Consider the following 24256-nt stretch of genomic DNA (forward strand, 5'->3'; position numbering starts at 1 on the left):
ATTAGGAGACTCCTATGACGAAACCGATTCTGCTCAACGCCTTCGACATGATGACCCCGGTCCACCAGTCACCCGGACTGTGGCGCCACCCGGAATCGAGAGTCGACGAATTCACCCAACTGTCCTTCTGGACGGACCTGGCCAAGAACCTCGAGGACGGCGGATTCTCCTCCCTCTTCCTCGCCGACATCCTCGGCGTCTATGACGTGTACGGCGGCAACGCGGATGTCACGAACCGTGGAGGAGTGCAGTTCCCACTGCTCGACCCCCTCGTCGCCGTCCCCGCCATGGCCGCAGCCACGACGACGCTGGGATTCGGCGTGACCGCCTCGGTGACCTATGAGAAGCCCTACCTGCTCGCCCGCACCCTGACCACCCTCGATCACTTCACGAACGGACGTGTGGCCTGGAACATCGTCACCAGCTATGTCGACTCCGCTGCCCGCAACCTCGGGCTCAAGGGCCAGATCCCGCACGATGAGCGCTACGACCGGGCCGATGAGTTCATGGAGGTCATGTACAAGCTGTTCGAGGGCTCGATCACTCCGGACGCACTCAAAGCCGATGCCGACGCCAACGTCTTCGTCGACCCGAACGAGGTCCACGACATCGGCCACGACGGCAAGTTCTTCACCGTCCCCGGTCAGGCGCTCGCCGTCCCCGGACCGCAGGGCACCCCGCTGCTCTTCCAGGCCGGCGCATCCAAACGCGGCCAGGAATTCGCGCTCGACCACGCCGAGTCGATCTTCTTCTCCGGACCGACCCCGGAGATCCTGCGCAGCTGGGTCGACAAGGTCCGTGACGGACTCGAAGAGCGCGGACGCGCCCGTGACGCGGTGAAGATCTTCGCTCTGGCCACCGTCATCGTCGACGACACTGACGAAGCCGCCGAGGCTCGCCTGGCCGACTATCGCCGCTACGTCGACACCGAATCCGCGCTGTCCCTGTTCGGCGGATGGACCGGAGTCGACCTCTCGGGAGCTGACCCCGAAGACACCCTCGAATACGTCTCGACCGAAGCCAACCAATCCGCGCTCGCCTCCTTCACCACCATGGCCGGAGACAAACCCTGGACGATTCGGGACCTCGCGGAGTTCGTCGCCCTCGGCGGACGCGGACCGGTCATCACTGGATCGCCGGAGACCATCGTCGACGAGTTCGAACGGTGGATGACCGAAGCCGATATCGACGGATTCAACATCGCCGCGGCCGTGCGCCCGGCCGATGCCGAACGCTTCACGAAGTACGTCTCGCCCGAACTGCGCCGCCGCGGACTCCTGCCCGAACCGACCGCAGGTGCCACGGTGCGCGAGCAGCTCACCGGGGCCGGCCCCCGCCTGGCCGAGGACCACACGGGTGCCCGGTTCCGCCTCGGCGAGGGTGCCCGCGTCTGATCACACGGGGTCCGACGAATCGGGGAACGGCCGTGGGGCATAATGGTCTGCGGCCGTTTTCCGATCCGTGAACCGAACTGAGACCGCGAATGAGTGCATCGACTCCGCTGACCACCACTGATGATTCGGGCGATCGCGGATACCGGCGCAGAGCTCTCGTCGCCGCGGCTGTCGGCTACGGACTCGACGGCTTCGACCTCCTCATTCTCAGCTTCGCCCTATCGGGCATCATCGCCTCATTCGGGCTCAGCGACATCGCAGCCGGGTCCCTGTCGACGATCACTCTGCTTGGCGCAGTGGTCGGCGGAATCGTCTTCGGTGCCCTCGCTGACCGTCACGGCCGGGTACGGGTGCTCACCTGGACGGTCCTCATCTTCGCGGTGTTCACCGGACTGTCGGCGCTGGCGCAGGGGTATTGGGATCTCGCAGCCTACCGGTTCATCGCCGGAATCGGAATCGGCGGTGAGTTCGGCATCGGCATGGCCCTGGCCGCCGAGGCGGTGCGTGCCGACCAGCGAGCGCGGGCCACATCATGGGTGGGAGTGGGGTTCCAACTCGGCGTATTCGCCGCAGCCGTCGTCTCGGCTCCCGTCATCGCCCTGTGGGGTTGGCGGGCACTGTTCGTCATCGGACTCGTCCCCGCTGTCTTCGCTTTCGTCATCCGTCGCGGAGTCGAGGAGCCGGAGACCTTCGTCCGGGCCCGGGAACACGAGGAGACGGAGGCCGAAGTCGCCCGTGGGAACCTCGATACGGACGGAGTGCCGACCTCCTTCGGTGCGAAGATCGCCGCGCTGTTCAAGGATCGGGACACGGTGAAGATCACCCTGGCCCTGACGATTCTCACCAGCGTGCAGAACTTCGGCTACTTCGGCATCATCACCTGGCTGCCGAACTACCTGTCCGAGCAGATGGATCTGGGAGTCACCAAGGGTTCGCTGTGGACAGCGGTGACGGTCATGGGAATGCTCGCCGGGATCCTCATCTTCGGCCAGGTCGCCGACCGCCTCGGTCGACGTCCTGCCTTCTGGATCTTCCAGGCCGGAGCCATCGTCACCATCCTCGCCTACAGCCAGCTCACCGATCCGAGTGCTCTGCTGGCCGGCGGATTCTTCATGGGCGCCTTCGCCAACGGAATGCTGGGAGGCCATGGGGCGCTGCTTGCCGAGCTCTATCCCACGGCGATCAGGGCGACGGCGCAGAACGTCATCTTCAACATCGGCCGTGCCCTCGGGGGGCTGGCACCGGTCGTCATCGCCCTTCTTGCGGGGCATCTCGGCTTCGGCTTCGCTCTGGCGCTGCTGCCGATCATCTACCTCATCCAATTCCTCGCTATGTTCCTCATTCCGGAGCGCCGCGGCCACCGCCTCGACTGAGCTGTGAGTCCGGTTGCAGCGTTTCCGGGTGCGCTGTGCCTGCACCGGCGTTCGTGACGAACTGTGACGGCAGGTGACAGCGCGCGGCCGCCGCGACACCATACTTGTCAACTGTGACTTCGACAGATCCCGCCGCGAACGCGGCACAGACACCCTCCGCGGCCGCTCAGAACAGGCAGGCCGGAACGCAGACTCCGCGCATCGTCTCCTCGGCGGCCGATATCCATTCGATCCTCGCTGAATTCGGCTCTCAGGGGACGAAGACGACGGCGGTGATCATCCTCGCGCTCGGCGGGATCTTCATGGACGCCTACGACTTCTCGTCCCTGGCCTTCGGCATCACCGCCATCCAGGAGCAGTTCGGCCTCAACGGCTTCATGACCGGACTCGTCAACGCCTCGATCATGGTCGGTGCCGTCATCGGCGCTCTCTTCGGCGGATACCTCGTCGACCGGTTCGGGCGGTACCGACTCTTCATGGCCGATATGGTCTTCTTCGTCGTCGCAGCCATCGGCTGCGCCGTGGCACCGAACGAATGGGTCCTCATCGCCTTCCGCTTCGTCATGGGCATCGGCGTCGGTCTCGACCTGCCGGTGGCGATGGCCTTCCTCGCCGAATTCTCCAAGCTCAAAGGCAAGGGGAACCGCTCGCAGCGGGTCAACGCCTGGTCGCCGGCCTGGTACTTCGCCACCGGTATGGGCTACGTCATCGTGCTCATCATCTTCATCACCCTGCCCTACGACCAACATGCCATTCTGTGGCGCATCGTCGTCGGCTTCGGTGCCGTGCCCGCCCTCATCGTCCTCCTCGTTCGTCGCCGCTACCTTGCCGAATCACCCGAATGGCTGGCCAACCAGGGCGATCTGCGCGGCGCCGTCGAAGTCATGCGCAGCCATCACAACCTCAATGTCGAACTCGCTCCCGAGGGGGAACGCGAGACCGCGAACGCCTCGGACAGTTCGGCCAAGGGCGGACGGTGGGCCGGGTTCGCCGAACTCTTCTCCCCGCGCTACCGGGTCCGTACGATCGTCGCTCTCTGCGTCTCCGTGTTCTCGACTTTCGGCTACAACGCCGTCGCCTACGGCACCCCGCTCATCATCACCACGCTCTTCCACCAGACTCCGCTGATCACGATCATCGCCTCACTGGTCATCAATCTGGGCTTCGGCACGCTCGGGGGACTCCTGGGCATGAGCATCGTCAACCGCTTCGGGACCCGGAGGATCACCCTGTTCGGATTCGTGATCCAAGCCCTGGCGCTGGGAACGCTGGCGATCGTGGGCATCCCGAACGGGGCTCTCGTCCTCGTCGCGGTGGCCATGCTCGCTGCGTTCGTCTTCGCTCAAGCCGGGGGACCGGGAGCGAACCTCATGAACTATGCGACCCTGTCGTATCCGACCCGTCTGCGCGGTATCGGCATCGGTTTCAACCAGTCGGTCCTGCGTGCCTTCTCGATCGTCTCACTCATCATGTTCCCGATCCTTGCGGCCTCGCTGGGCACCGGTGTGTTCTGGATCGTCGCCTGCGCACCGTTGGCGGGTGCGATCGCCGTCGGCATCGTCGCCTGGGATCCGACGGCCAAGGACGTCGAGCACGAAGACTGAGGCCCGCGACCGGCGGTGACTGCCCAGAGCAGTGCACTTCAGATGGGACGTGCCCGAGCGGCCATGACCAGCGGGAACGGTCACATTGAGAATGAATGGTATGCCATCGAGTGAAATGCTCGTTCGGCCGTTCCCCTGCCGCGTTCCCGCGTGACCCGGATGCGGTTGCGAGTCGCATATGTAAGGCTGCAGCGAAATCGCCCGGCCTGACTCATTGCCAGTGGGGTGTGAGCTGGGTTACTCTGAATCGGTCAGATGAACGGTGTCACAGAGCTGTGTTTACTTTTTTGGTATCCCAGTTTGGGCGCTGACCGGATCCAAGGAGTGGACTGCATGAGGAAGACCGAATCGGCGGAGGCGCCAGCGCCCACACGCCTGGGGCCCAGCCCCGAACAGTTGGCGGCTCATCGCATCAGTCCGCGCTTCTACAACGCCGATCTCGCCCCATCCCGCAAGGAGGGGCGCAGTTGGACGGCCTACAGCGTCTTCACCCTGTGGGCCAACGACGTGCACTCTCTGGGCAACTACGGCTTCGCACTCGGACTCTTCGCACTCGGCCTCGGGGCCTGGCAGATCCTCGTCGCCCTCCTCGTCGGTGCGGCCCTGCTGTTCTTCCTGCTCACCCTCTCCGGTTTCATGGGCTACAAGACAGGCGTGCCCTATCCGGTGATGAGCCGGATCTCCTTCGGCATCCACGGGGCCCAGCTGGCCGCCTCGGTGCGGGGCATCGTCGCCATCGCCTGGTTCGGCATCCAGACCTACCTGGCCTCGAGCGTCCTCAACGTCATGCTGCTGACGATGTTCCCCGGACTGCAGTCATGGGCCGATGCCGAATTCCTCGGACTCTCCGGGCTCGGCTGGTTCTCCTTCACCCTGCTGTGGGTCATCCAAGTCATCATCGTCAGCTACGGGATGGAGATGATCCGCCGCTACGAAGCCATCGCCGGACCGATCATCCTCGTGACCTTCCTCGCCCTGGCCGTCTGGATGCTCATCCGCGTCGACTTCTCCATCGCGTGGTCGACCGACGACGCGCTCAGCGGCTGGGAGATGTGGGCGCACATCTTCGGCGGAGGCGCATTATGGGTGTCCATCTACGGCACCTTCGTGCTCAACTTCTCCGACTTCACGAGGGCCGCGAAGAAGCGCGGCTCGATCGTCGTCGGCAACTTCTGGGGCATCCCGGTGAACATGCTCGTCTTCGGACTCGTCGTCATCTCGCTGGCCGGCGCCCAGTACAAGATCGACGGCACCGTCATCACCTCACCGGCCGATATCGTCCAGTCGATCGGCAGTCCTGTCCTGCTCGTGCTGGCTTCCCTGTCTCTTCTCCTGCTCACCGTCGCAGTCAACCTCATGGCGAACTTCGTCGCCCCGACCTATGCGCTGACGAACTTGTTCCCGCGCCACCTGAACTTCCGCAGCGCCGCCATCATCTCCGCCGTCATCGGCTTCGTCATCCTGCCCTGGAACCTGTATGACTCACCAGTGGTCATCGTCTACTTCCTCGGTGGACTCGGCGCCCTGCTCGGACCCCTGTTCGGCGTGATCATGGTCGACTACTGGGTGGTGCGCAGAACGAAGGTCAATGTGCCTCAGCTCTACACCGAAGCCGGCGACGGTGAGTACTTCTACCACCGCGGAGTCAACTGGCGAGCCATCGGAGCCTTCATCCCCGCCTCGGCGATCTCACTGGTCTTCGCGCTCGTACCCGCGTTCTCCGGCATCTCCGAGTTCTCCTGGTTCTCCGGGGCCGCGATCGCCGCGCTCGTCTACTTCGTCATCGCCCGCCGCGACTTCACCTTCCGTGAGGTCGACGGTGAGGAGATCGCCGTCCCGACCCATCACTGATCGGAGCCGAATCGTGAGAATCCTCGTCGTCAACGTCAATACGACCGAGTCCATGACCGAGGGCATCGCCCGCGTGGCACGGCAGGCCGCCTCGGCGGGAACCGAGATCATCGGTCTGACCCCCGAATTCGGAGCCGAATCCTGCGAAGGCAACGTCGAAAGCCATCTCGCGGCGCTCGGCGTCATGGACGCCGTCCTGAAATATCCCGGCGAATTCGACGCCGTGATCCAGGCCGGGTACGGAGAGCACGGCCGCGAGGGCCTGCAGGAGCTGTTGGACGTGCCCGTCGTCGACATCACCGAGGCGGGGGCCGCCCTGGCGATGTTCCTCGGCCGCCGCTATTCCGTCGTCACTACCCTCGACCGGACCCTCCCGCTCATCGAGGACAGACTGCTGTTGGCCGGTCTCGACTCCCATTGCGTGTCCGTGCGGGCTTCGGGAATGGCCGTGCTCGAGCTCGAGGAGAATCCGCAGGCTGCGATCGAAGCGATCACCGATCAGGCCGCCGAGGCGGTCGACCGTGACCGTGCCGAGGCCATCGTGCTCGGCTGCGGTGGCATGGCCGAGCTCGGGGCGACGATCACGGAGCGCTGTGCCGTGCCCGTCGTCGACGGGGTCGCGGCCGCCGTGCGCCTGGCCGAATCTCTCGTCGGGCTGGGGCTGAGCACGTCGAAGGTGCGCACCTATGCGCCCGCCCGTGAGAAGAAGCTCAGCGGCTGGCCGCTCGGTCAGTCGACGTCGGCCGGATCCGCTGCGATGGGCTCTGCATCCTCGGCGGCAGGCACCGCGACTGACTCTGCGACGGACTCGGTCGCAGCAGGTTCGGCCTGAGCTTCTTCGGGTCCGGTCTCGGCCAACCGCTTCGAATGCTTGTCGTGCTGCTCCTGACTCGTTCCCAGATGACGACCGGCCAGCGACCCGGCCAGCGTCTGATCCCGGCGGGCGATGGCGTCGAAGAGCTCGGCATGCTCGGTGGCGACGACGGCAAGGTCATCATGCTGACTCAGCTGCCACCGCATCCGTGAATCCAGCAGGGCACCGATCTCACCGAGGAGCTCATTGCCCGAGAGCTCGGTGACGATGGCATGGAATTCCGCGGCACAGCGATGGGCACCGGCGACGTCCCCGGCATCGGCGAGCTCTCGGCCCTTGAGCATCGTGGCCTCCAGTCGAGCCAGGCCCTCGCGGGTATGGCGCTGAGCGGCGAGCTCGAACGAGAGGACGTCGAAGACTGTGCGCACCTCGTTGAGGTCGGCGATGTCGCTGGGGGAGAACTCCCTGACCGTCGACCAGGTGTTGGGCCGGTTCGTCACCAGCCCTTCCGAGGCGAGTTTCTTCAGCGCCTCGCGGATGGGCACCCGTGAGACGCCGAGCTCGGTGGCGAGGTTGCGTTCGACGAGCCGTGAACCCGGTCGGCGGTGGCCTTCGATGATCTCATTGCGCAGCGCCTCGGTGACTCGCATGGTCTCCGACTGGGGACTCTCGGCAGACTTCATCCGGTCCCTCACCTCACTGTGAGCGCTTCATGGCACGGCCCAGAGTATCGAGCCCGACCGAGCCGAGGCCCAGCGCCCGAGTGTGGAAGTCCTTGAGGTCGAAATCGGCACCCGCCGCAGCCTTCGCCTCGTCACGGTACTGCTCCCACAGTCTCTGACCGATCTTGTAGCTCGGTGCCTGCCCGGGCCAGCCGAGGTAGCGGTCGAGCTCGAAGGCCAGGAACGACCGGTCCATGGCCACATTGTCGGTGAGGAACTGCCATGCCTTCTCCCGGTTCCAGATCCCGCCGCCGAGGCTCTCAGGTGCCTCGAGGCCGAGGTGGAAGCCGATGTCGAGGACGACACGGGCGGCACGCAGCCGCTGCGAATCGAGCATGCCGAGATAGTCGCCGGGATCGTCGAGGAACCCGAGATCGGCCATGAGCTTCTCCGCGTACAGCGCCCACCCCTCACCGTGGCCGGATACCCAGCACATGAGGCGGCGCCAGCGGTTGAGGGTGTCGGAGACGTAGGTGGCCTGACCGACTTGGAGATGGTGGCCGGGCACACCCTCGTGGTAGACGGTGGTCTTCTCCTGCCAGGTGGCGAAGTCCGTGACGCCTTCGGGCACCGACCACCACATGCGGCCGGGTCGGGAGAAATCGTCGGTCGGGCCGGTGTAGTAGATGCCGCCGGTGGCCGAAGGCGCGATCATGCACTCGATCGTGCGCACGGGTTCGGGAATGTCGAAATGGGACTTGCCGAGTTCGCGAATCGCCTCATCGGCCACACCCTGCATCCAGTCCCGCAGCGCCTCGGTGCCGTGCAGGGTCCGCTGCGGGTCGTTGTTGAGAGCGTCCATGACCTCGAACAGGTCGGCGCCGGGCATGATCTTCTCTGCCACTTCTCGCTGTTCGGCGTCGATGCGCTCGAGTTCTTCGAGGCCCCATGCATAGGTTTCATCGAAGTCGACCTCGGCGCCGAGGAAGTCGCGGGAATACAGCGCATATGCTTCGCGACCGCACGCTTCGTCGTCACCGGCGGCGGGCAGCACCTGTTCGCCGAGGAATTCAGCCAGGTCCGAGGCGGACTTGCGGGCCGCCTCGGCGTGGGTGTCGAGATCCGAACGCAGGGCGTCGGGAACATCGGCACCGGCGACGAGACGATCGAAGTTGCTGCCGGGCTCGGCCAGGGCGCGGGCCTGTTCGACGACCTTCTCGACCTGGATACGGGCGGCGACGCGACCGTTGTCACGCGCCATCGCCAGGGACTCCTGGTATCCGGCCAGCGAGCCGGGCACGGCAGCCAGGGTGGTCGAGATCGTCTCCCAATCGGCCACGGTATCCGTGGGCATGAGGTCGAAGGCGTCGCGGACCTGCTGCAGCGGCGATTCGATGACATTGAGGCTGGCGTGCTTGATCCCGGCGGCGAAGTAGTCCCGGTCGACGCCGAGGCGATCACGCATCGCATCGATGGTCACGAGGTCGACATCGTCGAGGTCGGAAGAGTCCGCGACATCATCGAGGCGAGCCAGCGTCCGCACGGTGACGTCATTGAGCGCGGAGAGTCCGGCCGGCGAGAAGTCGTCGAAGCCCTGTGCACCGTCGAGACCGAGGTAGAGGGCGAGCGAGGGGGAGAGGGCGAGCATGTCATCGACGTAGTCTTCAGCGACCGCATCGACGGCGGAAGGGGTTCTCTTCACAGTCATGATGACCACCCTATCGCGAGCTGAGTCACATCCGTGGTGGACCGGACCACGCAATCGCTGAGAACCCGCTAATGTGTCACTGTTCCCCGCAGGCAGCAGAAAGTGAGACCGATCTCCAGTGGCACGAGCGAAGCTGTGGACGAAGGACTTCATCGTCGGAATCGGGCTCAACCTCTCGATGTCGATGGTCTTCTACCTGCTCATGACGTCGATGGCCGGGTACGCGGTGGCGCGGTTCTCCGCCGGTGAGGCCGCAGCCGGCTTCGCCTCCTCATCGTTCGTCGTCGGTGCCGTGGTCGCTCGCGTGCTCACCGGGAAGTATCTCGACTTCATCGGCAGGCGCAAACTGCTCATCATCACCATGGCGGTCTCCGTGCTCGCCTCACTGGCCTATATCTTCGCTGGCGACCTCACTCTGCTCCTGACGCTGCGCATCGTCCACGGAATCGCCTTCGGCGCCGGGAACACGGCGATCATGACGGCCATCCAGAGCATCATCCCGGCCTCCCGCCGGGGAGAGGGCACTGGATACTTCGGCACGGCGACGACCCTGTCGACGGCGCTCGGACCGTACCTCGGCGTCATTCTGCCCCGCGAGTTCGACTTCGTCATGCTCTTCGTCGCCTCGGCGTTCATGTCCGTCCTCGCCCTCATCTGCTGTTTCCTCATCCGGCTGCCCCTGCAGGAGATCAGCGACTATCAGCGGCGCACGAAATGGCATCTCAAACTCGGCACCCTCGTCGATCGGGACGGGCTGCGGATCGGCTCGGTCATGCTTCTGGCCGGCATCGCCTACGCGGCGGCGCTGGTGTTCCTCGCCGGCTATGCGGCCGAACACGGCGTCGCCTCCGCCGCGTCCCTGTTCTTCGTGGCCTTCGCCGTGGCCTCCCTGTTCGCCCGTCTGTTCGTGGGACGGCTGCAGGACACCTTCGGCGACAATGCGGTGATCTTCCCCGTCTTCATCGCCGATATCGCCGGCAATGTCCTGCTGGCGCTGTGGCCGACGATGACGGGGATCGTCCTCGCCGGAGTGCTCATCGGCCTCGGCTTCGGCTCCCTCATGCCGTGCATGCAGGCAATCACCGTCAAATCCGTGCCGATGAGCCGCGTTCCCGTGGCCACGGCGTCGTTCTTCCTCCTCCTCGACGCAGGGTCCGGCATCGGCCCGGTCGTCCTCGGATTTCTCTACCCGTTCACCGGCGGAAACGGAATGTTCTTGGTCTGTGCCGGGCTCGTCGTGGTCGCCATCGGCGTGTACGTGTGGGTGCACGGACGTCGCCGAGGCGGTCGCCCCGGCCGCGAATACCTCACCTGATCCCGCTAATTGCTACCTGACGGGGGCCCAGCTACCTGGCGCGAGGTTGCTGGGCCCCCGTCAGGTAGTAATTGGGGAGATAGGGTGGAGGGAACGACTGGAGGATGAGAATGAAGTTCGCGCTCGCTCAGATCAACACCACCACCGAGGTGGCCGACAACCTTGAGAAGGTCCGTTCCTATTCCCGCCGGGCCGCCGCGGCAGGCGCACAGTTCGTCGTCTTCCCCGAAGCGACGATGTCGGCGTTCGGATCCGGCCTGCGCACCATCGCCGAGGAGCACTCCGAGACGTGGCGGGCCGCGCTGAGCGAGCTCGCCGCCGAGACCGGAATCACCGTCGTCGTCGGCGAATTCGCGGCCACGGACGACAAAGTCATCAACCTGCTCGCCGTCTATTCCCCTGACGGCCGGCGCAGCGACTATGCGAAGATCCACCTCTACGACGCCTTCGGATTCAAGGAGTCCGACACCGTCGAGGCGGGAGAGGCGCCGGTGCTCTTCACCATCGACGGCGAGGACATCGGCCTGGCCCTGTGCTACGACATCCGGTTCCCGAAGCTCTTCGCCGAACTCAGTCGGCGGGGCGCACGCCTGACCGTCGTCGCCGCCTCCTGGGGTGCGGGACCGCGCAAGGCCGAACAGTGGGAGATCCTCGCCCGCGCCCGTGCCCTGGACTCGAATATGTTCATCGCCGCCCTCGGCCAAGCCGATCCCGAAGTGACCGGCGTCCCGGTTCCGAAGAAGGGGCCGACCGGGGTCGGCCACAGTCTGGTCTCCGACCCCCTCGGGAAGGTGCTGAACTCACTCGACGGTGCCGAACGACTCGAACTCGTCGAGATCGACCTCAGCGCCGCCGATACCGCAGCGGAGACGGTTCCGGTGCTCACGAACGCGAAACTCGGGTACTGAACTTGAGACGGGCGCTCAACGCATTTCCGGTGAAAATGCAGCGACTGCAATACTGTTCCCATGAGTTCTGGTTCAGAGGTCCAAACGTCACCGCCGGTCGAGGGACTGCGCGAACGCAAGAAGCGTGAACGCGGGCAGGCTCTTCGCCGTGCCGCCATCGACCTGGCCCTGGAGAAGGGCTATCACAACGTCACCGTCGAAGACATCTGTGAGCGCTGCGGAGTCTCCCGACGAACCTTCTTCAACTATTACTCATCGAAGGACGAGGCGCTGCTCGGTCGCGCGGACACCGTCTTCGACGAAGAGGACCAACCGGCCATCGAGGAATTCGAAGCCGGGGGACCCCACGGGCGTCTCGTCGCCGACCTCGAACATCTGCTCGCATTCATCGTCGCCACTCGGATGGAGAAGCGCGACGATATGCACCAGTACCATCTCATGCTGAAAAAGGACCCGTCGCTGATACCGCTGCAGATGTCGCGGATGGGCAACAACGAACGGCTCTTCCGGCAGATCATCCAACGCCGACTCGACGGGACCTCCTCGGCGCCGGTGGACGTCATGGGGGCTCACTCCGGTGACTATGCCGACGACGATATCGAAGTCTCCCCGCGAGCCGAAGCCGTCGCCGCCTTGGCGATGATGGCGCTCAAGGCGACGTTCACCCGGATGCGACGAGTCGACGGAGATCCGGGACCAGTGATCGACAGACTCTTCGACGAACTGCGTGCGCTCTTCCGCGAAGAAGCCGACTAGAGAAACAGCAGACGGGAGTCCGTCGAGGGCCGGGTCCGGCGGGGCCTCAGCGACCCAGGTGCTGGTCCCAGGTCTGGGGGAGGCGCTTGCGCACATTGCGGCGTGGAGCCCGGAAACCCGCCCGATCGCCCTTGCGGGTTTCGGACTCGGCCTCCGCGCTGGCCTGCTGGGCCGCATAGGCGATCGCCACCTGACGGATCGCCACGACCGCGGCCACAGCCGCCGCACTGGCCATCTCGTCGCTGATCGGTTCGCCGTCATCGGCGCGCACCTGTGAGCGTCCCTCCACGGAGGGCACCCGCAGCGCCCCGTCTGAGGCTGTGGCCGCGCCCTCCTCGGCGGCCGCGTCCTCGCCGGGGCCGGTCACCTCGGCGTCGACTTCGCCGGGCAGGTCCGCCTCGGCGTCGGTCTGCAGATCATCGCTCATAGGGGGATGTTACCGTGCTTGCGCGCGGGAGCGTCGACGTGCTTGTTCTTCAGCGCACGCAGGGAACGCACGATCCGGCTGCGGGTCTCGCTCGGCTTGATGACGGCGTCGATGTAGCCTTCCTCGGCGGCCAGGTACGGGTTGAGCAGCGCATCCTCGTAGTCCTGGATGAGTTCGGCACGCGCCGCTTCGACGTCCTCTCCGGCCTCTTCGACGGCCTTGAGCTTACGGCGATAGACGATGTTCGCCGCACCCTGGGCGCCCATGACCGCGATCTGCGCGCTCGGCCAGGCGAGATTGATATCGGCACCGAGCTGCTTCGACCCCATCACGCAGTACGCGCCGCCGTAGGCCTTGCGGGTGATGAGGGTGACGAGCGGAACGGTGGCCTCGCCGTAGGCGTAGATGAGCTTGGCGCCGCGGCGGATGATGCCGCCGTACTCCTGGTCGGTGCCCGGCAGGAACCCGGGCACATCGACGAAGGTGAGGATCGGCAGGTTGAAGGCATCGCAGAGGCGCACGAAGCGTGCGGCCTTCTCCGAGGCGTCGATGTCGAGGGTGCCGGCCAGCTGCATGGGCTGGTTGGCGATGACGCCGACGCTCACCCCTTCGACGCGGCCGAAGCCGGTGACGACGTTCGGAGCGAAGAGCTCGGAGACCTGCAGGAAGTCGCCGTCGTCGAGGATCGTGGTGACGACGTCGAGGATGTCGTAGGGCTGCGAAGGCGAATCCGGCATGAGCGTGTCCAGCGCCTCGTCCTCGGGAGTCACCGACAGATCGGACTCGAATTCGTCGGCATCGGCCGGGTCGAGGTTGTTCTGCGGCAGGAACGAGAGCAGGTCGCGCACATAGTTGAGCGCATCGTCCTCATCCGAGGCCAGGTAGTGCGCGTTTCCGGACACGGTGTTGTTCGTCCGTCCGCCGCCGAGCTCCTCATGGCCGACGGACTCTCCCGTGACGGTCTTGATGACGTCGGGGCCGGTGATGTACATGTGGCTGATCTGATCGACCATGATCGTGACGTCGGTCAGTGCGGGGGAGTACACGGCGCCGCCGGCCGAGGGGCCCATGATGAGCGAGATCTGGGGGATCACTCCGGACGAGGCGACATTGAGGCGGAAGATCTCGGCGAACAGCGCAATCGATCCGACGCCTTCCTGGATCCGGGCGCCTCCCGAGTCGTTGATGCCGATGATCGGGCAGCCGAGCTTGAGAGCGAGCTTCTGCACCTTGACGATCTTGCGGCCGTTGGCTTCGGCGAGGGATCCGCCGAGGACGGTGAAGTCGTGAGCGAAGACCGCGACGGTCTTGCCTTCGATCGTGCCCAGTCCGCAGACGACTCCGTCACCGTCGGGGCGGTTGTCCTGCATCCCGAACTGGTGATTGTGATGGCGGGCGAATTCGTCGATCTCTTGGAAGGAGTCGGCGTCGAGGAGAGCGTCGATGCGTTCACGGGCGGTCTGTTTGCCGCGCTTGTGCTGGTTGTCCACCGAGCGCTGATTGCCCGTGTGGGCTGCTTCTCGGCGCTGGGTGAATGCGTCGATGCGCTCGGCTGTGGTCCGTGGGGTATCCGTCATGTCTCCACAATAACGATGACGTGAGACTTCGTTGTGCACTCTCACCAAAAGAATCTAGAGTGGTCTGGTGAACAGCCAACACAATTCCCTCCTCGTCGACGTCGACTCAGTGCGCCGCACCGCTGCGGACCGAGGTCTCTCGCTCCCGCCGCTGATCTGGGACGATAGCTGCACGTCGACGAATGACGAACTTGCGCGAGTGGTCCGAGAAGGAGCCGACGCCGGTTCGCCCGTGGCCGAATTCACCATCCGCGGCACCGACTTCCAGAACGCCGGACACGGCCGACTGGGCCGGACCTGGACGGTGCCCGCCCGCCGGTCGCTGACGTGGTCCATTCTGCTCACACCCCCGGCCGGGTTCTCCCAATGGGGATGGATCCCGCTCATCGCCGGTGAGGCCGTGCACTCCGCCGTCACCGAGGCGGGAGTGCCCGCCGCGATCAAATGGCCCAACGACGTGCTCACCGCCGAGGGCAGGAAGCTGTGCGGGATCCTCGCACGCGTCGAACCCCTGGCCGGCGGACCGCGGATCGTGTTGGGGATGGGGCTGAACACCCGGTTGGAGCCTGCTGATCTGCCGCGCGAAGACGCGAGCTCAATAGCGATCGAAACCGGAGCCGACGGTTCAGAAATTGATCATGAAGCATTGCTAATCTCGATTCTCGGCACACTGATCCCCTGCTACAGAGAGCTGATCGACTATGGAGATGAGGATTTCCGCGACAGCCGCACAGCGCGGAGAGTGCGTGATCATATGGTGACGCTCGGATCGAGGGTTCGGGTGGAGAGGCCCGACGGTTCCGACATCATCGGCACCGCCACGGGGCTGGACGCAGGAGCCGACCTCATCATCGACGATCAGGTGTGCTTAAGCGCCGGAGACGTCCACCATCTGCGTCCGGCCGCGGCCCCGACCGCTGCGGAGAGGAGCGAAGACTGATGGCGGTTTCGGACTTCACCGCCGGATTCGACATCGTCGAACCGGAACGGCTGGGCACACCCGAGGTCGGAGAAGCCGCAGGCACCTCCGCAGAGACTCGGCCGGCCGACGCCGGCACCCAGTCGCACAGCGACGCGCCCCGGTCCGCCGACGCATCGCAGCCGACCGCTCAGTCCCAGTCCGATGCCGTACCCCGGACGGAGTCGGATAGCCGGTCCGCCCCCGATTCTTCGCCGAGCCCGGAGCCGAAGGACGACGGTGAGACCTCGTCGACCGCCGAGGCGGACGATCGTTCCCCGGACACCCTCCCCGAGGAGGCGGCCGAGTCGAGTGCGGGCGATCCGTATGATGACGTCGACGGCGATGACGAGCCTGTCGGCGGCCTGACGGGGTCCGCTCCTCAGGCAGGAGAGGTCGGCGCGCAGCTCGCCGACGAGGTCACGGCTGATCCTGGCGCACCCCCCGCGGATGCTGCCGATGCGGATGCGGATGCGGCCGACCCGGACATCGACGTCGATGAGGACTTCTTCAGCGGCCTGCGTGAGGATCCGCGCACTACAGCGCTGCCGATCATCGACGAGGACGACGCCGACGGAGCTCTCGACGCGGACGGTCCCGACTTCGACGACACGATCTATGAGACCCGAACCGCGGCCGAACGACTCGAAGAGATCCTGCTCGACGGCAAGCGCGTCCTCGACCGACGGGAGGCCGCGAAACTCGGCGGGATCTCCACGGTCTCGGCCCGGAAGATGTGGCGGGCCCTCGGCATGTCCCAGGCGAAGCCGACGGATAAGGCCTACACCGTCAGCGATGCGCACGCCCTGCGGATCTGGGCCAAGCCCGTCGCCGACGGTCTCATCGACCAGACCACCGCGCTGTCCCTGGCCCGGGCGATCGGCCAGACGACGGACCGCCTCGTCGTCTGGCAGATGGAGACCCTTGTCGAATTCCTCACCGAGGAGAAGGGACTGACCGACCCGGAAGCACGCCGGGATGCCCTGGCCGTCGTCGAAGAGATGATCGACCCGCTGCAGAAGATGCTCACCTACTCCTGGCGGCGCAACCTCGCCGACGTCATGGGCCGTCTCAACGTCAATGTCTCCGACGGGCTGGCCATGGACAACAGGCAGGGCTGGTACGACTCCTCGATGCCGTTGGCCCGCGCCGTCGGATTCATCGATCTCGTCTCCTTCACCCGCCTGTCGCAGAAGATGGAGCCACGGCAGCTGGCGGACATGGTCCAGGAGTTCCAGGGCATGGCCTACAACATCGTCGCCACCGGCGGCGGACGGGTCATCAAGACCGTCGGCGATGAAGTGTTCTTCGCCGCGTCGACCCCTCTGGCCGGGGCCGAGATCGCCATGACGCTGATGGAGCGCGTGACCGCCGCCGAGGACCTGCCCCAGGCGCGCGTCGGCTTCGTCTGGGGACGGGTGCTCTCCCGCCTCGGCGATATCTTCGGCTCCAGCGTCAACCTCGCCGCCCGCCTGACGGCCGTGGCCGATCCCGGGACGATCTTCACCGACGAGGAGACCGCACGAGTGCTCTCGGCCTCGGACGACTACGTCTTCGAACCGCGCGATTCGATTTCGCTGCACGGACTCGGCGAGACCGCCATCGGTGAGATGAAGCGCGGCACGGCAGCCAAGATGCGCCTCGACCTCGACGACGATCCCGAGAACTCAGACCAGTGAGCGGCTGCAGCGGCCGCTGACAGCACAGGCGGCAGACAGCTGAGCCTGGCACCGAGGTGCTGGGCTCAGCTGCTGAAACGGCCGACGGGCCGAGTGGTTCGCCAGAGCAGGGCTCTCCGTCAGGGCCGGTCCGAGCTCAGAACAGGGCGGAGTCGTCGTCCTCGTCGTCATGAGAGACGATCACGGCGCCTTCGGTGTCGAACTTCGACCGCGCGATCTCGTCCTTGGCCTCATCGAGGTCGAGATCGAGCTCATCGAAACTGGTCGCCAGTCCTTGCTGCCCCTGCTGCTCCTTGCGTGCTGATCGCTTTCCGCCGGACTTCGGCTTCTCTTCGCCGGTGCCGGATGCAGAATCAGCGTCAGCTTCGGCTGATGCCTCAGCCGATTCGTCGCCGTCGGCCGCCGGGGAACGGTCGGCGGATTCGGCACCGCCGAGGCGGGGCAGCGTGCCGATGACATCGATCTTCGATTCCAACGGCGATCCCGTCCCATCGCGACGGGACAGTTCGGCCGGAAGCGTGCGTGCACCGCCGGCGGTGGCAGCAGCCTGCGGAGAGTCGCCGACCCAGGCCAGTGACAGTTCGGTCTCGCCCTTGAGGAACTTGTGGGCGCGCACCCCGGAGGTGGCTCGCCCTTTGGTCGGGAACTCGGAGAATTCGCTGACCTTGATCGACGACGATGGGGCGCCGTAGAAGTTCTCACCGCTGGCGATAGTGACGACCGCGAAGCTGCCGAGCTCGGCATCCGCGGCTCCGTCCTCGTCGGTCTTCGCCGCCTTCGGAGTCATTCCGAAGAAGATCACCTTCGCCTCGGCGGCCACCTTGATTCCGGCCACACCCGAGGCGTTCCAGCCCTGTGCACGCAGACCGGAGGCGTCGAAGGCGAGCAGCTGAGCATTCGAGGTCACGAATACGGAGAGGGAATCGTCGATGTCCTCGGGTTGGGCGACCCCGACGACGGAGTCCTTTCCCTTGAGGGTGATGGCTTCCCACTCGTTCTTGTTCGGCCGACCGGCCACCGACACGCGTTTGACGACGCCGTCGGCGGTGCCGAGGACGAATTCCCGGTCGAGGTCGATCAGACCGATGATCTTCTCGTTCTTCTCCAGCGCCGCATATTCGGCGATCTTCACACCGCCGGCGACATTGGGCCGTGCCGCGGCCGGCGGCAGGGCGGGCAGATCGACGACGTCGACCATGTGCAGTCGACCGGTGGTGGTGATGGCGCCGACCTTGCCCTGAGTGGTGGTGACGATCTCCGAGACCAGCGCATCATGGCTGGAGCGGCGACCCTCACGTGCCAGCGGAGCGGCATCCGAGGTGCGCGCAATGCGTCCGGAGGTCGACAGCAGCACCCGGCAGGGAGAATCGGCGATCTTGAGGTTCGTCGGAGCCTTCTTGCCCTTGGCCGTCAGCTCCTTCATCGAGCCTTCGATGAGGACGGTGCGTCGCGGAGAGCCGATGACCTCGGCCGTGGACTCCAGTTCCGAGGCGACGAGTTCCCGCAGCTTCGCCTCATCGGCGAGCAGCGATTCGAGGTAATCGATCGTCTTCTTCAGCTCGTCGCGTTCGGCCTCGAGTTCGAGACGCGAGAACTTCGTGAGCCGACGCAGCTGCAGATCGAGGATGTAGGTCGCCTGCAGCTCGGAGAGCTCGAAGACGTCCATGAGGCGGGTGCGGGCCGTGGCCGCATCGTCCGAGGAGCGGATGAGCTGGATGACCTCATCGATGTCGAGGATCGCAATGAGCAGACCTTCGACGAGGTGGAGCCGGTCCTTGGCCTTGCGCAGCTGGAAGACCGTGCGCCTGCGCACCACGTCGATGCGATGGGAGAGGTAGACCATGAGCAGCTCGCGCAGTCCCAGGGTCCGCGGCTGTCCCTCGACGAGGCAGACGTTGTTGATGCTGAACGATTCCTCGAGGGGAGTCTGGCGGTAGAGCTCCGCCAGCACCGCCTCGGGGTTGAAGCCGTTCTTCACGCCGATGACCAGACGCATGCCGTTCTTGCGATCCGAATAGTCATCGATCGAGGCGATTCCGGACAGCTTCTTCGCCCCGACCGCGTCCTTGACCTTCGACACGACCTTCTCCGGTCCCACGAGGTAGGGCAGTTCAGTGACGACGATTCCCTTGCGGCGGGCACTGATGTTCTCGATGGACACGGTGGCGCGGGTGCGGAAGGTGCCGCGACCGGTCTCATAGGCCTCGCGCACTCCGTCGAGGCCGATGATCCGTCCGCCGGTGGGCAGATCCGGGCCGGGGATGAAGCGCATGAGCTCCGAGAGTCCGGCATCGGGATTGCGGATGAGGTGGGCACAGGCGGCGATGACCTCGCCGGGATTGTGCGGGGCCATGTTCGTGGCCATGCCGACGGCGATGCCCGAGGCGCCGTTGATGAGCAGATTCGGGAAAGCGCTGGGCAGGACCTCGGGCTGGGTGAGTGTGTTGTCGTAGTTCGGCACGAAGTCGACGACGTCTTCGTCGAGCCCGGCGATCATGTGCATCGACGCGGTCGTGAGTCGAGCCTCGGTGTAGCGCGGGGCAGCGGGACCATCGTCGAGGGAGCCGAAGTTGCCGTGGCCGTCGACCAGGGGCACACGCATGATGAAGCCCTGGCTGAGGCGCACGAGGGCGTCGTAGATCGCGGTGTCGCCGTGCGGGTGGAGCTTGCCCATGACATCGCCGACGATGCGCGAGGACTTCACATGTCCGCGGTCAGGGCGCAGCCCCATATCGCCCATCTGGTAGACGATGCGCCGCTGGACGGGTTTGAGGCCGTCCCTGGCGTCGGGCAGTGCGCGGGAGTGGATGACCGAGACCGCATATTCGAGGAACGAACTCTCCATCTCTGAGGAGACGTCGACTTCGATGACTCTGCCTTCGGGCATGGAACTCCTTTGACGCACGAACTGTTCGATTCGAACACCCGCCCGCGCCGAGGCTAGACCTCAGCGGGGGAGGGCACCCGTCGATTCTAGCGTTCGATTTGCGAACTCCTGCTCAATCGGGCGTTCCCGGAGGGTTCGTGTCGGAGCTCAGGCATCGTCGCGGCCGCTGCGCAGCCACTGGAAGAACTCCTTGAGGTATGCCTCGACATGCGAGCGCTCAGCCGTGCCGGCGACGAGTTCGCTGACCATCATGCCCGCGACCGAGCTGTTGACCCGTTGCGCGTATTCGGCGTCGATGCCGGCGAAGCGCATGATGAATTCCCTGATCGCGCGGAGGTTCTTCTCCTTGGCGATCACTGCCTCAGGCGGCAGAGCCGGATCCAGGCTGAGCATCATCATCGTGTAGAACCGGTTGCGGTCCGTGGTCAGCCAGTTCATGCAGAAGTCGATGGCGACCTCGATCGGGTCAGCGCCAGGAGCACGTACCAGCTCCGGCAGGCGTTCGAGCTGCTGGGAGTTGAGCTCTCCGATGCGTTCCATGATTCCGGTGATCAGGGCATCGCGGGTGCGGTAGACATTCGAAGTCGACCCCACCGGCAGTTCGGCCAGTGCATCGACTGCCCGATGGGTGAGTCCGCGGACTCCTTGTTCGGCGACTACGGCGATCGCGGAGTCGGTGACGACGTCTCTGCGCGAAATCATGACTGTGAGGCCTCGCTCTCATGGGACACCTGCTGAACGCGGGCGCCTGGGACGGTGGATGACCAGTGACTGGCCACAGACAATGGCCGCCGGAGCGGCCATTCATTAAAACACGAATTCATAACATTTCGTGGTGAACGGATACAGACACTACCCGTCAAGTCTGCGAATTGGTATAGGACGCGCCAATATGCCGCTGTGACAGTGAAATTCGAAGACGGCCTGCGGCGGGTGTGGATTCTCCTTTCAGCTGGGCGGGCGTCTGCTCCGATCCGTCTCAGCTCAGCAGTCGACGGGTGCTGTCGATCCGAGTCGGGTCGGGCAGGAGGTCGACGTGGGCGCTGAGCACATGCGACTCGGTCTCTGTGGCGACCATCGGGTGGATGACGAGCTCGAGGATCTGCGGATGGTTCTCCACCAGCACAGCGAGCCTCTCCAGCACATTGCGCAGCGGTTCGATGTTCATCGGCGGCAGACCGCGATAGCCGAACAGCCGCGGGGAGGCCTTGATCGACCGGATCATGTCCCCGGCCTCCTTGTCGGTGATCGGGGCGACCCGATGAGCGACATCGCCGAGCAGCTCCGTGGTGTCCCCGGCCAAAGAGAACGCCAGCAGCGGACCGAGCAGCGGATCCTCACCGGCGCGGAGGACGCAGGGGACACCATGCGGGGCCATCGCTTGCACGTCGACGAGCGGCTCATCCTCACCGGCCAGCTGCCGGATGGTCTCCTGGATCGCGGTGAAATCCTCGGCGAGCTCCTCTGGGGTGTCGATGTTCAGGCGCACACCGCCGAGCTCCATCCGGTGCCGCAGCACCGTGGTCACGGCCTTGAGGGCGACCGGATACCCGATCTTCTCAGCCGCGGCGATTCCTTCGTCCACCGAGGAGGCCGTGACGTAGGGAAGCACCTCGATTCCGTAGGCGCTGAGCAGGTCGCGGGCGTCGTCGCGTTCGAGCCTGACGGGGGAGCCCGGCTGTGCCCCCTCCAGGGCTGCGTCGATGATCGTCCGCACCTTCTTGTCATCGATGTCGTCGAGCTCGGTGTAGCGCCCGTGGTCGGCGGCCCTCCACCGGGCATAGTCCGTGGCCCTGGCCAGAGCCCACACAGCATCTTCGGGACCGATATAGCTGGGGACGGTGTGGGAGACCCGGCTGCCGGCCTCATCGGTGAGGTACGTGGTCAGTTCGTCTTGGACACCGTGGATGCCGAGGAAGCAGGCGACCGTGGTCTTCCCCGAGCGTGCGGCCGACTCGGACAGCAGGCCGGCGATCTCCGTCTCCTCCGCACCGGCCGACGGGGTGAAGGTGACGATGACCGAGTCGACGTCGTCGCGGGCATACATCGCATCGAGTTCGGTCCGGAAGGTCTCCGCATCGACCTCGGGGTGCAGGGACACGGGCTCGGTGTCGACGCGCAGACCTTCGGAACGGGCGCGCTGCATGATCAGGGTGCTCATCGCCGCGGAGTTGCCGATGACCCCGACCCGGCGGCCCGCCGGCAGCTTCTGGGTCGAGAACACCTGGGTGAGGTCGAAGAGCTGGTGGATCGTATCCGCGCGGATCACTCCCGCCTGCTCGAGCACCTGGTCGAGGGTGTTCGGCGCCAGGGAAGAGGTACGCACGATATGCCCGGGCGGCAGCTCCCGGCCCGTGAGGTCGGACTTGATGACGACGACGGGTTTGACGCGCGAGACTCGACGGGCGATGCGCGAGAACTTGCGCGGGTTGCCGATGGATTCGAGGTAGAGACCGACGGTCTGCGTGGCCGGATCCTCCTCCCAATACTGGAGGAGGTCATTGCCGGAGAGATCGGCGCGGTTGCCTGCGGAGACGAAGGTGGAGATGCCCAGTCCGCGGGTCTTCGCCGCCGCGAGCAGGGCGGTGCCCAGCGCCCCGGACTGACTGAAGAGCCCGAGCGTTCCGGAAGCCGGGAGGAACGGGGCCAGAGAGGCGTTGAGCGAGATGTCGGCGGCCTCGTTGACCAATCCGAAGGAGTTCGGCCCGACCACGCGCATTCCGTAGGCGCGGGAGGTTGCGACCATGCGGCGCTGGAGTTCGGCCCCCTCGGGACCGGTCTCGGCGAATCCGGAGGAGATGACGAGCACGGCTTTGACCCCGTGCACGGCACAGTCCTTGACCACCTCGGTGACGGACTCGGCGGGCACGGCGATGACCGCGAGGTCGGCCTTGCCCGGCAGATCGGCGAGGCTCGGATAGGCCTGGACGCCGGCGATCTGATCGGCTTCGGGGTGGACGACCCACAGGTCGCCGGTGAACTTCGCGGCCGTGATGTTGCGGATGAGCAGATGTCCGGTGGAGTTGCGTTTGCGGCTGGCGCCGATCACCGCCACCGAGGCGGGGTGGAGGACCGTGCGCACGCTCAGGGCCTCGGCCCTGTGTTCCCTGGAGGCCTGCACTTCGATGGACCGTGCCGTGGGATCGATGTCGAACTTCACGGCCACGACACCGTCATCGAAACCGCGGGAGACCTCGTAGCCGGCGGCCTGGAAGACCTGCAGCATCGACCGGTTCTGGGGAAGCACCTCGGCGGTGAATCGCTGGATCCCCGATTCGCGCGCGGCCGCGGCCAGATGCTCCAGCAGGATCGAACCGACCCCGCGACCCTGGTGGGCGTCGGCGATGTTGAACGCCACCTCGGCGTCGGTGTCGGTGATCCGATCGAAGCGGCCGACGCCGATGATGTCGTCGCCGATGAGCATGATCAGCGCCACTCGGTCGTGGTGGTCGACGTTGACGAAGCGGTCGAGGTCGCGTTTGGGAAGCCGGGGCAGCGGAGCGAAGAAGCGCAGATAGACGGACTCCGGCGATTGGGCCTCGTGCATGCGGGCCAGAGCAGCGGAATCGTCAGGGGTGATCGGGCGAAGGTGGGCGGTGCCGCCGTCGCGGAGGACGACATCGGCTTCCCACCCGGCAGGATAGTCTTCCATGGTCCCAGCATATGCGTCGGGCGTCCTGATATGGCCGACCTCGCTGGGACAAGTCAGAGGAGTGGGGCACAATAGTGGGCATGGCATTACCCGAAGTTCTCGTTCACGATCTGCAGTCGGCCGGCTACTATCCCCAGCTCACTCAGGGCATCCTCGCCGACTCGCTCTACGACGAACCGGTCTTGGCCCACTTCGTCCACATCGACACACATGTCGACATCGAATCCATCCACCGGCATGTCACCGCCTTCGTCCTCACCGAGACCCGCCTCCTACTGGCTCACGTCGATGACGATCCGAACGCGGAACCCGGCGCCAAACCCCGCGCCGTCACGAGCAGCGAGGACATCGAACTCGATCGCCTGGGTACCGTGATGGTCGGCCGCACCTTCGCCGATCCGGCCGCCTACAAGCCCGGTGACAAGCCCGTCGAGGTTTCGCTGACCATGTCCTGGGGTGCGTCGAAGCGCATCGAGGCCTTCCCCGAGACCTGCGGAGATCCCAACTGCATGGGCGATCACGGATACGGCGGATCGATCTTCGCCGAGGATGTCATGCTCCGGGTCTCGGCCGAGGCCGAAGGGCAGGCCGCCGTCGACCGAATGGCCGACTTCGCCGGGAAGCTGCGCGCCGCAGTCTTCCACGCCCGGCTGCGGTCGCGCCGCTGATGAGCGAGGACTCGACGAGTCAA

Annotated in this window: 18 protein-coding genes; 11 read left to right on the forward strand and 7 right to left on the reverse strand. The window is 65.5% G+C overall.

Annotated features, from left to right (window positions below; genetic code table 11):
* The first annotated feature begins 14 nt into the window (after nucleotides 1-14).
* The 5 genes from KTJ89_RS00735 to KTJ89_RS00755 all read left to right on the forward strand — a co-directional run bounded on the left by KTJ89_RS00735 (nucleotide 15) and on the right by KTJ89_RS00755 (nucleotide 7054).
* A complete protein-coding gene (locus tag KTJ89_RS00735) occupies nucleotides 15-1394 on the forward strand; it encodes an LLM class flavin-dependent oxidoreductase (protein ID WP_259356606.1) in 1380 nt (459 codons plus the stop codon).
* An 89-nt stretch (nucleotides 1395-1483) separates the two neighbouring features.
* Nucleotides 1484-2767 carry an MFS transporter gene (locus tag KTJ89_RS00740; RefSeq protein ID WP_259356607.1) on the forward strand — a complete coding sequence of 428 codons (1284 nt, stop codon included), beginning with the start codon at nucleotides 1484-1486 and terminating at the stop codon, nucleotides 2765-2767.
* Between the two features lie 113 nt (nucleotides 2768-2880).
* Nucleotides 2881-4371: an MFS transporter gene (locus KTJ89_RS00745; RefSeq protein WP_139469564.1), complete on the forward strand. Its 1491-nt coding sequence runs from the start codon at nucleotides 2881-2883 to the stop codon at nucleotides 4369-4371.
* A gap of 333 nt (nucleotides 4372-4704) precedes the next feature.
* Nucleotides 4705-6222: an NCS1 family nucleobase:cation symporter-1 gene (locus KTJ89_RS00750; protein WP_259356608.1), complete on the forward strand. Its 1518-nt coding sequence runs from the start codon at nucleotides 4705-4707 to the stop codon at nucleotides 6220-6222.
* A gap of 13 nt (nucleotides 6223-6235) precedes the next feature.
* Nucleotides 6236-7054 (forward strand): aspartate/glutamate racemase family protein, encoded by an 819-nt coding sequence (locus tag KTJ89_RS00755; protein WP_259356609.1) that lies wholly within the window; start codon nucleotides 6236-6238, stop codon nucleotides 7052-7054.
* Here the strand turns inward: KTJ89_RS00755 and KTJ89_RS00760 are convergent.
* Nucleotides 6952-7719 (reverse strand): GntR family transcriptional regulator, encoded by a 768-nt coding sequence (locus KTJ89_RS00760; RefSeq protein ID WP_259356610.1) that lies wholly within the window; start codon nucleotides 7717-7719, stop codon nucleotides 6952-6954. The genes KTJ89_RS00755 and KTJ89_RS00760 overlap by 103 nt on opposite strands.
* A 13-nt stretch (nucleotides 7720-7732) precedes the next feature.
* A complete protein-coding gene (locus KTJ89_RS00765) occupies nucleotides 7733-9406 on the reverse strand; it encodes a DUF885 domain-containing protein (protein ID WP_259356611.1) in 1674 nt (557 codons plus the stop codon).
* Nucleotides 9407-9524: 118 nt separating this feature from the next.
* Here KTJ89_RS00765 and KTJ89_RS00770 point away from each other — a divergent pair, with 118 nt between their 5' ends.
* The 3 genes from KTJ89_RS00770 to KTJ89_RS00780 all read left to right on the forward strand — a co-directional run bounded on the left by KTJ89_RS00770 (nucleotide 9525) and on the right by KTJ89_RS00780 (nucleotide 12385).
* Nucleotides 9525-10721, forward strand: coding sequence for an MFS transporter (locus KTJ89_RS00770; RefSeq protein ID WP_139907453.1), 1197 nt, complete (start codon nucleotides 9525-9527; stop codon nucleotides 10719-10721).
* Nucleotides 10722-10831: 110 nt separating this feature from the next.
* On the forward strand, nucleotides 10832-11629 hold the full coding sequence (locus KTJ89_RS00775; protein WP_259356612.1) for a carbon-nitrogen hydrolase family protein: 798 nt from the start codon (nucleotides 10832-10834) through the stop codon (nucleotides 11627-11629).
* A gap of 60 nt (nucleotides 11630-11689) precedes the next feature.
* Nucleotides 11690-12385, forward strand: a complete 696-nt coding sequence (locus KTJ89_RS00780; protein WP_139470248.1) for a TetR/AcrR family transcriptional regulator — start codon at nucleotides 11690-11692, stop codon at nucleotides 12383-12385.
* Nucleotides 12386-12431: 46 nt separating this feature from the next.
* Here KTJ89_RS00780 and KTJ89_RS00785 read toward each other — a convergent pair whose 3' ends face one another.
* Both KTJ89_RS00785 and KTJ89_RS00790 read right to left on the reverse strand, forming a co-directional pair.
* Nucleotides 12432-12812 carry a hypothetical protein gene (locus KTJ89_RS00785; RefSeq protein WP_253903675.1) on the reverse strand — a complete coding sequence of 127 codons (381 nt, stop codon included), beginning with the start codon at nucleotides 12810-12812 and terminating at the stop codon, nucleotides 12432-12434.
* The gene (locus KTJ89_RS00790; RefSeq protein ID WP_139470250.1) at nucleotides 12809-14389 is read right to left on the reverse strand and encodes an acyl-CoA carboxylase subunit beta; all 1581 of its coding nucleotides are present in this window, start codon (nucleotides 14387-14389) and stop codon (nucleotides 12809-12811) included. The genes KTJ89_RS00785 and KTJ89_RS00790 overlap by 4 nt, the downstream gene beginning before the upstream one ends.
* A 67-nt stretch (nucleotides 14390-14456) precedes the next feature.
* On the opposite strand from KTJ89_RS00790, the gene KTJ89_RS00795 reads away from it, so the two are divergent.
* The gene (locus KTJ89_RS00795; protein WP_259356613.1) at nucleotides 14457-15329 is read left to right on the forward strand and encodes a biotin--[acetyl-CoA-carboxylase] ligase; all 873 of its coding nucleotides are present in this window, start codon (nucleotides 14457-14459) and stop codon (nucleotides 15327-15329) included.
* The gene (locus KTJ89_RS00800; protein WP_139907456.1) at nucleotides 15329-17026 is read left to right on the forward strand and encodes an adenylate/guanylate cyclase domain-containing protein; all 1698 of its coding nucleotides are present in this window, start codon (nucleotides 15329-15331) and stop codon (nucleotides 17024-17026) included. Before KTJ89_RS00795 ends, KTJ89_RS00800 begins: the two co-directional genes overlap by 1 nt.
* Nucleotides 17027-17162: 136 nt before the next feature.
* Here the strand turns inward: KTJ89_RS00800 and KTJ89_RS00805 are convergent, their stop codons facing one another.
* The 3 genes from KTJ89_RS00805 to KTJ89_RS00815 all read right to left on the reverse strand — a co-directional run bounded on the left by KTJ89_RS00805 (nucleotide 17163) and on the right by KTJ89_RS00815 (nucleotide 23565).
* A complete protein-coding gene (locus KTJ89_RS00805) occupies nucleotides 17163-19913 on the reverse strand; it encodes a DNA gyrase/topoisomerase IV subunit A (RefSeq protein WP_259356614.1) in 2751 nt (916 codons plus the stop codon).
* Between the two features lie 147 nt (nucleotides 19914-20060).
* Nucleotides 20061-20615 (reverse strand): TetR/AcrR family transcriptional regulator, encoded by a 555-nt coding sequence (locus KTJ89_RS00810; RefSeq protein ID WP_139470258.1) that lies wholly within the window; start codon nucleotides 20613-20615, stop codon nucleotides 20061-20063.
* Nucleotides 20616-20892: 277 nt separating this feature from the next.
* Complete coding sequence (locus tag KTJ89_RS00815) at nucleotides 20893-23565, reverse strand: bifunctional acetate--CoA ligase family protein/GNAT family N-acetyltransferase (protein WP_139907458.1); 2673 nt, start codon at nucleotides 23563-23565, stop codon at nucleotides 20893-20895.
* 80 nt (nucleotides 23566-23645) lie between these two features.
* Here KTJ89_RS00815 and KTJ89_RS00820 point away from each other — a divergent pair, with 80 nt between their 5' ends.
* Entirely contained in the window at nucleotides 23646-24233 is a 588-nt protein-coding gene (locus KTJ89_RS00820) for a DUF5998 family protein (RefSeq protein ID WP_101546592.1), read from the forward strand.
* Nucleotides 24234-24256: the final 23 nt, after the last annotated feature.

This window comes from Brevibacterium sediminis (assembly GCF_024895295.1).
Taxonomy (GTDB): Bacteria; Actinomycetota; Actinomycetes; order Actinomycetales; family Brevibacteriaceae; genus Brevibacterium; species Brevibacterium sediminis.

Excerpts from the sequence above, each read along its gene's own strand:
- KTJ89_RS00735 (WP_259356606.1), top strand. The coding sequence starts at position 15 with ATGACGAAACCGATTCTGCTCAACGCCTTCGACATGATGACCCCGGTC.
- KTJ89_RS00740 (WP_259356607.1), top strand. The coding sequence starts at position 1,484 with ATGAGTGCATCGACTCCGCTGACCACCACTGATGATTCGGGCGATCGC.
- KTJ89_RS00750 (WP_259356608.1), top strand. The coding sequence starts at position 4,705 with ATGAGGAAGACCGAATCGGCGGAGGCGCCAGCGCCCACACGCCTGGGG.
- KTJ89_RS00760 (WP_259356610.1), bottom strand. The coding sequence starts at position 7,719 with ATGAAGTCTGCCGAGAGTCCCCAGTCGGAGACCATGCGAGTCACCGAG.
- KTJ89_RS00765 (WP_259356611.1), bottom strand. The coding sequence starts at position 9,406 with ATGACTGTGAAGAGAACCCCTTCCGCCGTCGATGCGGTCGCTGAAGAC.
- KTJ89_RS00775 (WP_259356612.1), top strand. The coding sequence starts at position 10,832 with ATGAAGTTCGCGCTCGCTCAGATCAACACCACCACCGAGGTGGCCGAC.
- KTJ89_RS00780 (WP_139470248.1), top strand. The coding sequence starts at position 11,690 with ATGAGTTCTGGTTCAGAGGTCCAAACGTCACCGCCGGTCGAGGGACTG.
- KTJ89_RS00785 (WP_253903675.1), bottom strand. The coding sequence starts at position 12,812 with ATGAGCGATGATCTGCAGACCGACGCCGAGGCGGACCTGCCCGGCGAA.
- KTJ89_RS00790 (WP_139470250.1), bottom strand. The coding sequence starts at position 14,389 with ATGACGGATACCCCACGGACCACAGCCGAGCGCATCGACGCATTCACC.
- KTJ89_RS00800 (WP_139907456.1), top strand. The coding sequence starts at position 15,329 with ATGGCGGTTTCGGACTTCACCGCCGGATTCGACATCGTCGAACCGGAA.
- KTJ89_RS00805 (WP_259356614.1), bottom strand. The coding sequence starts at position 19,913 with ATGCCCGAAGGCAGAGTCATCGAAGTCGACGTCTCCTCAGAGATGGAG.
- KTJ89_RS00810 (WP_139470258.1), bottom strand. The coding sequence starts at position 20,615 with ATGATTTCGCGCAGAGACGTCGTCACCGACTCCGCGATCGCCGTAGTC.
- KTJ89_RS00815 (WP_139907458.1), bottom strand. The coding sequence starts at position 23,565 with ATGGAAGACTATCCTGCCGGGTGGGAAGCCGATGTCGTCCTCCGCGAC.
- KTJ89_RS00820 (WP_101546592.1), top strand. The coding sequence starts at position 23,646 with ATGGCATTACCCGAAGTTCTCGTTCACGATCTGCAGTCGGCCGGCTAC.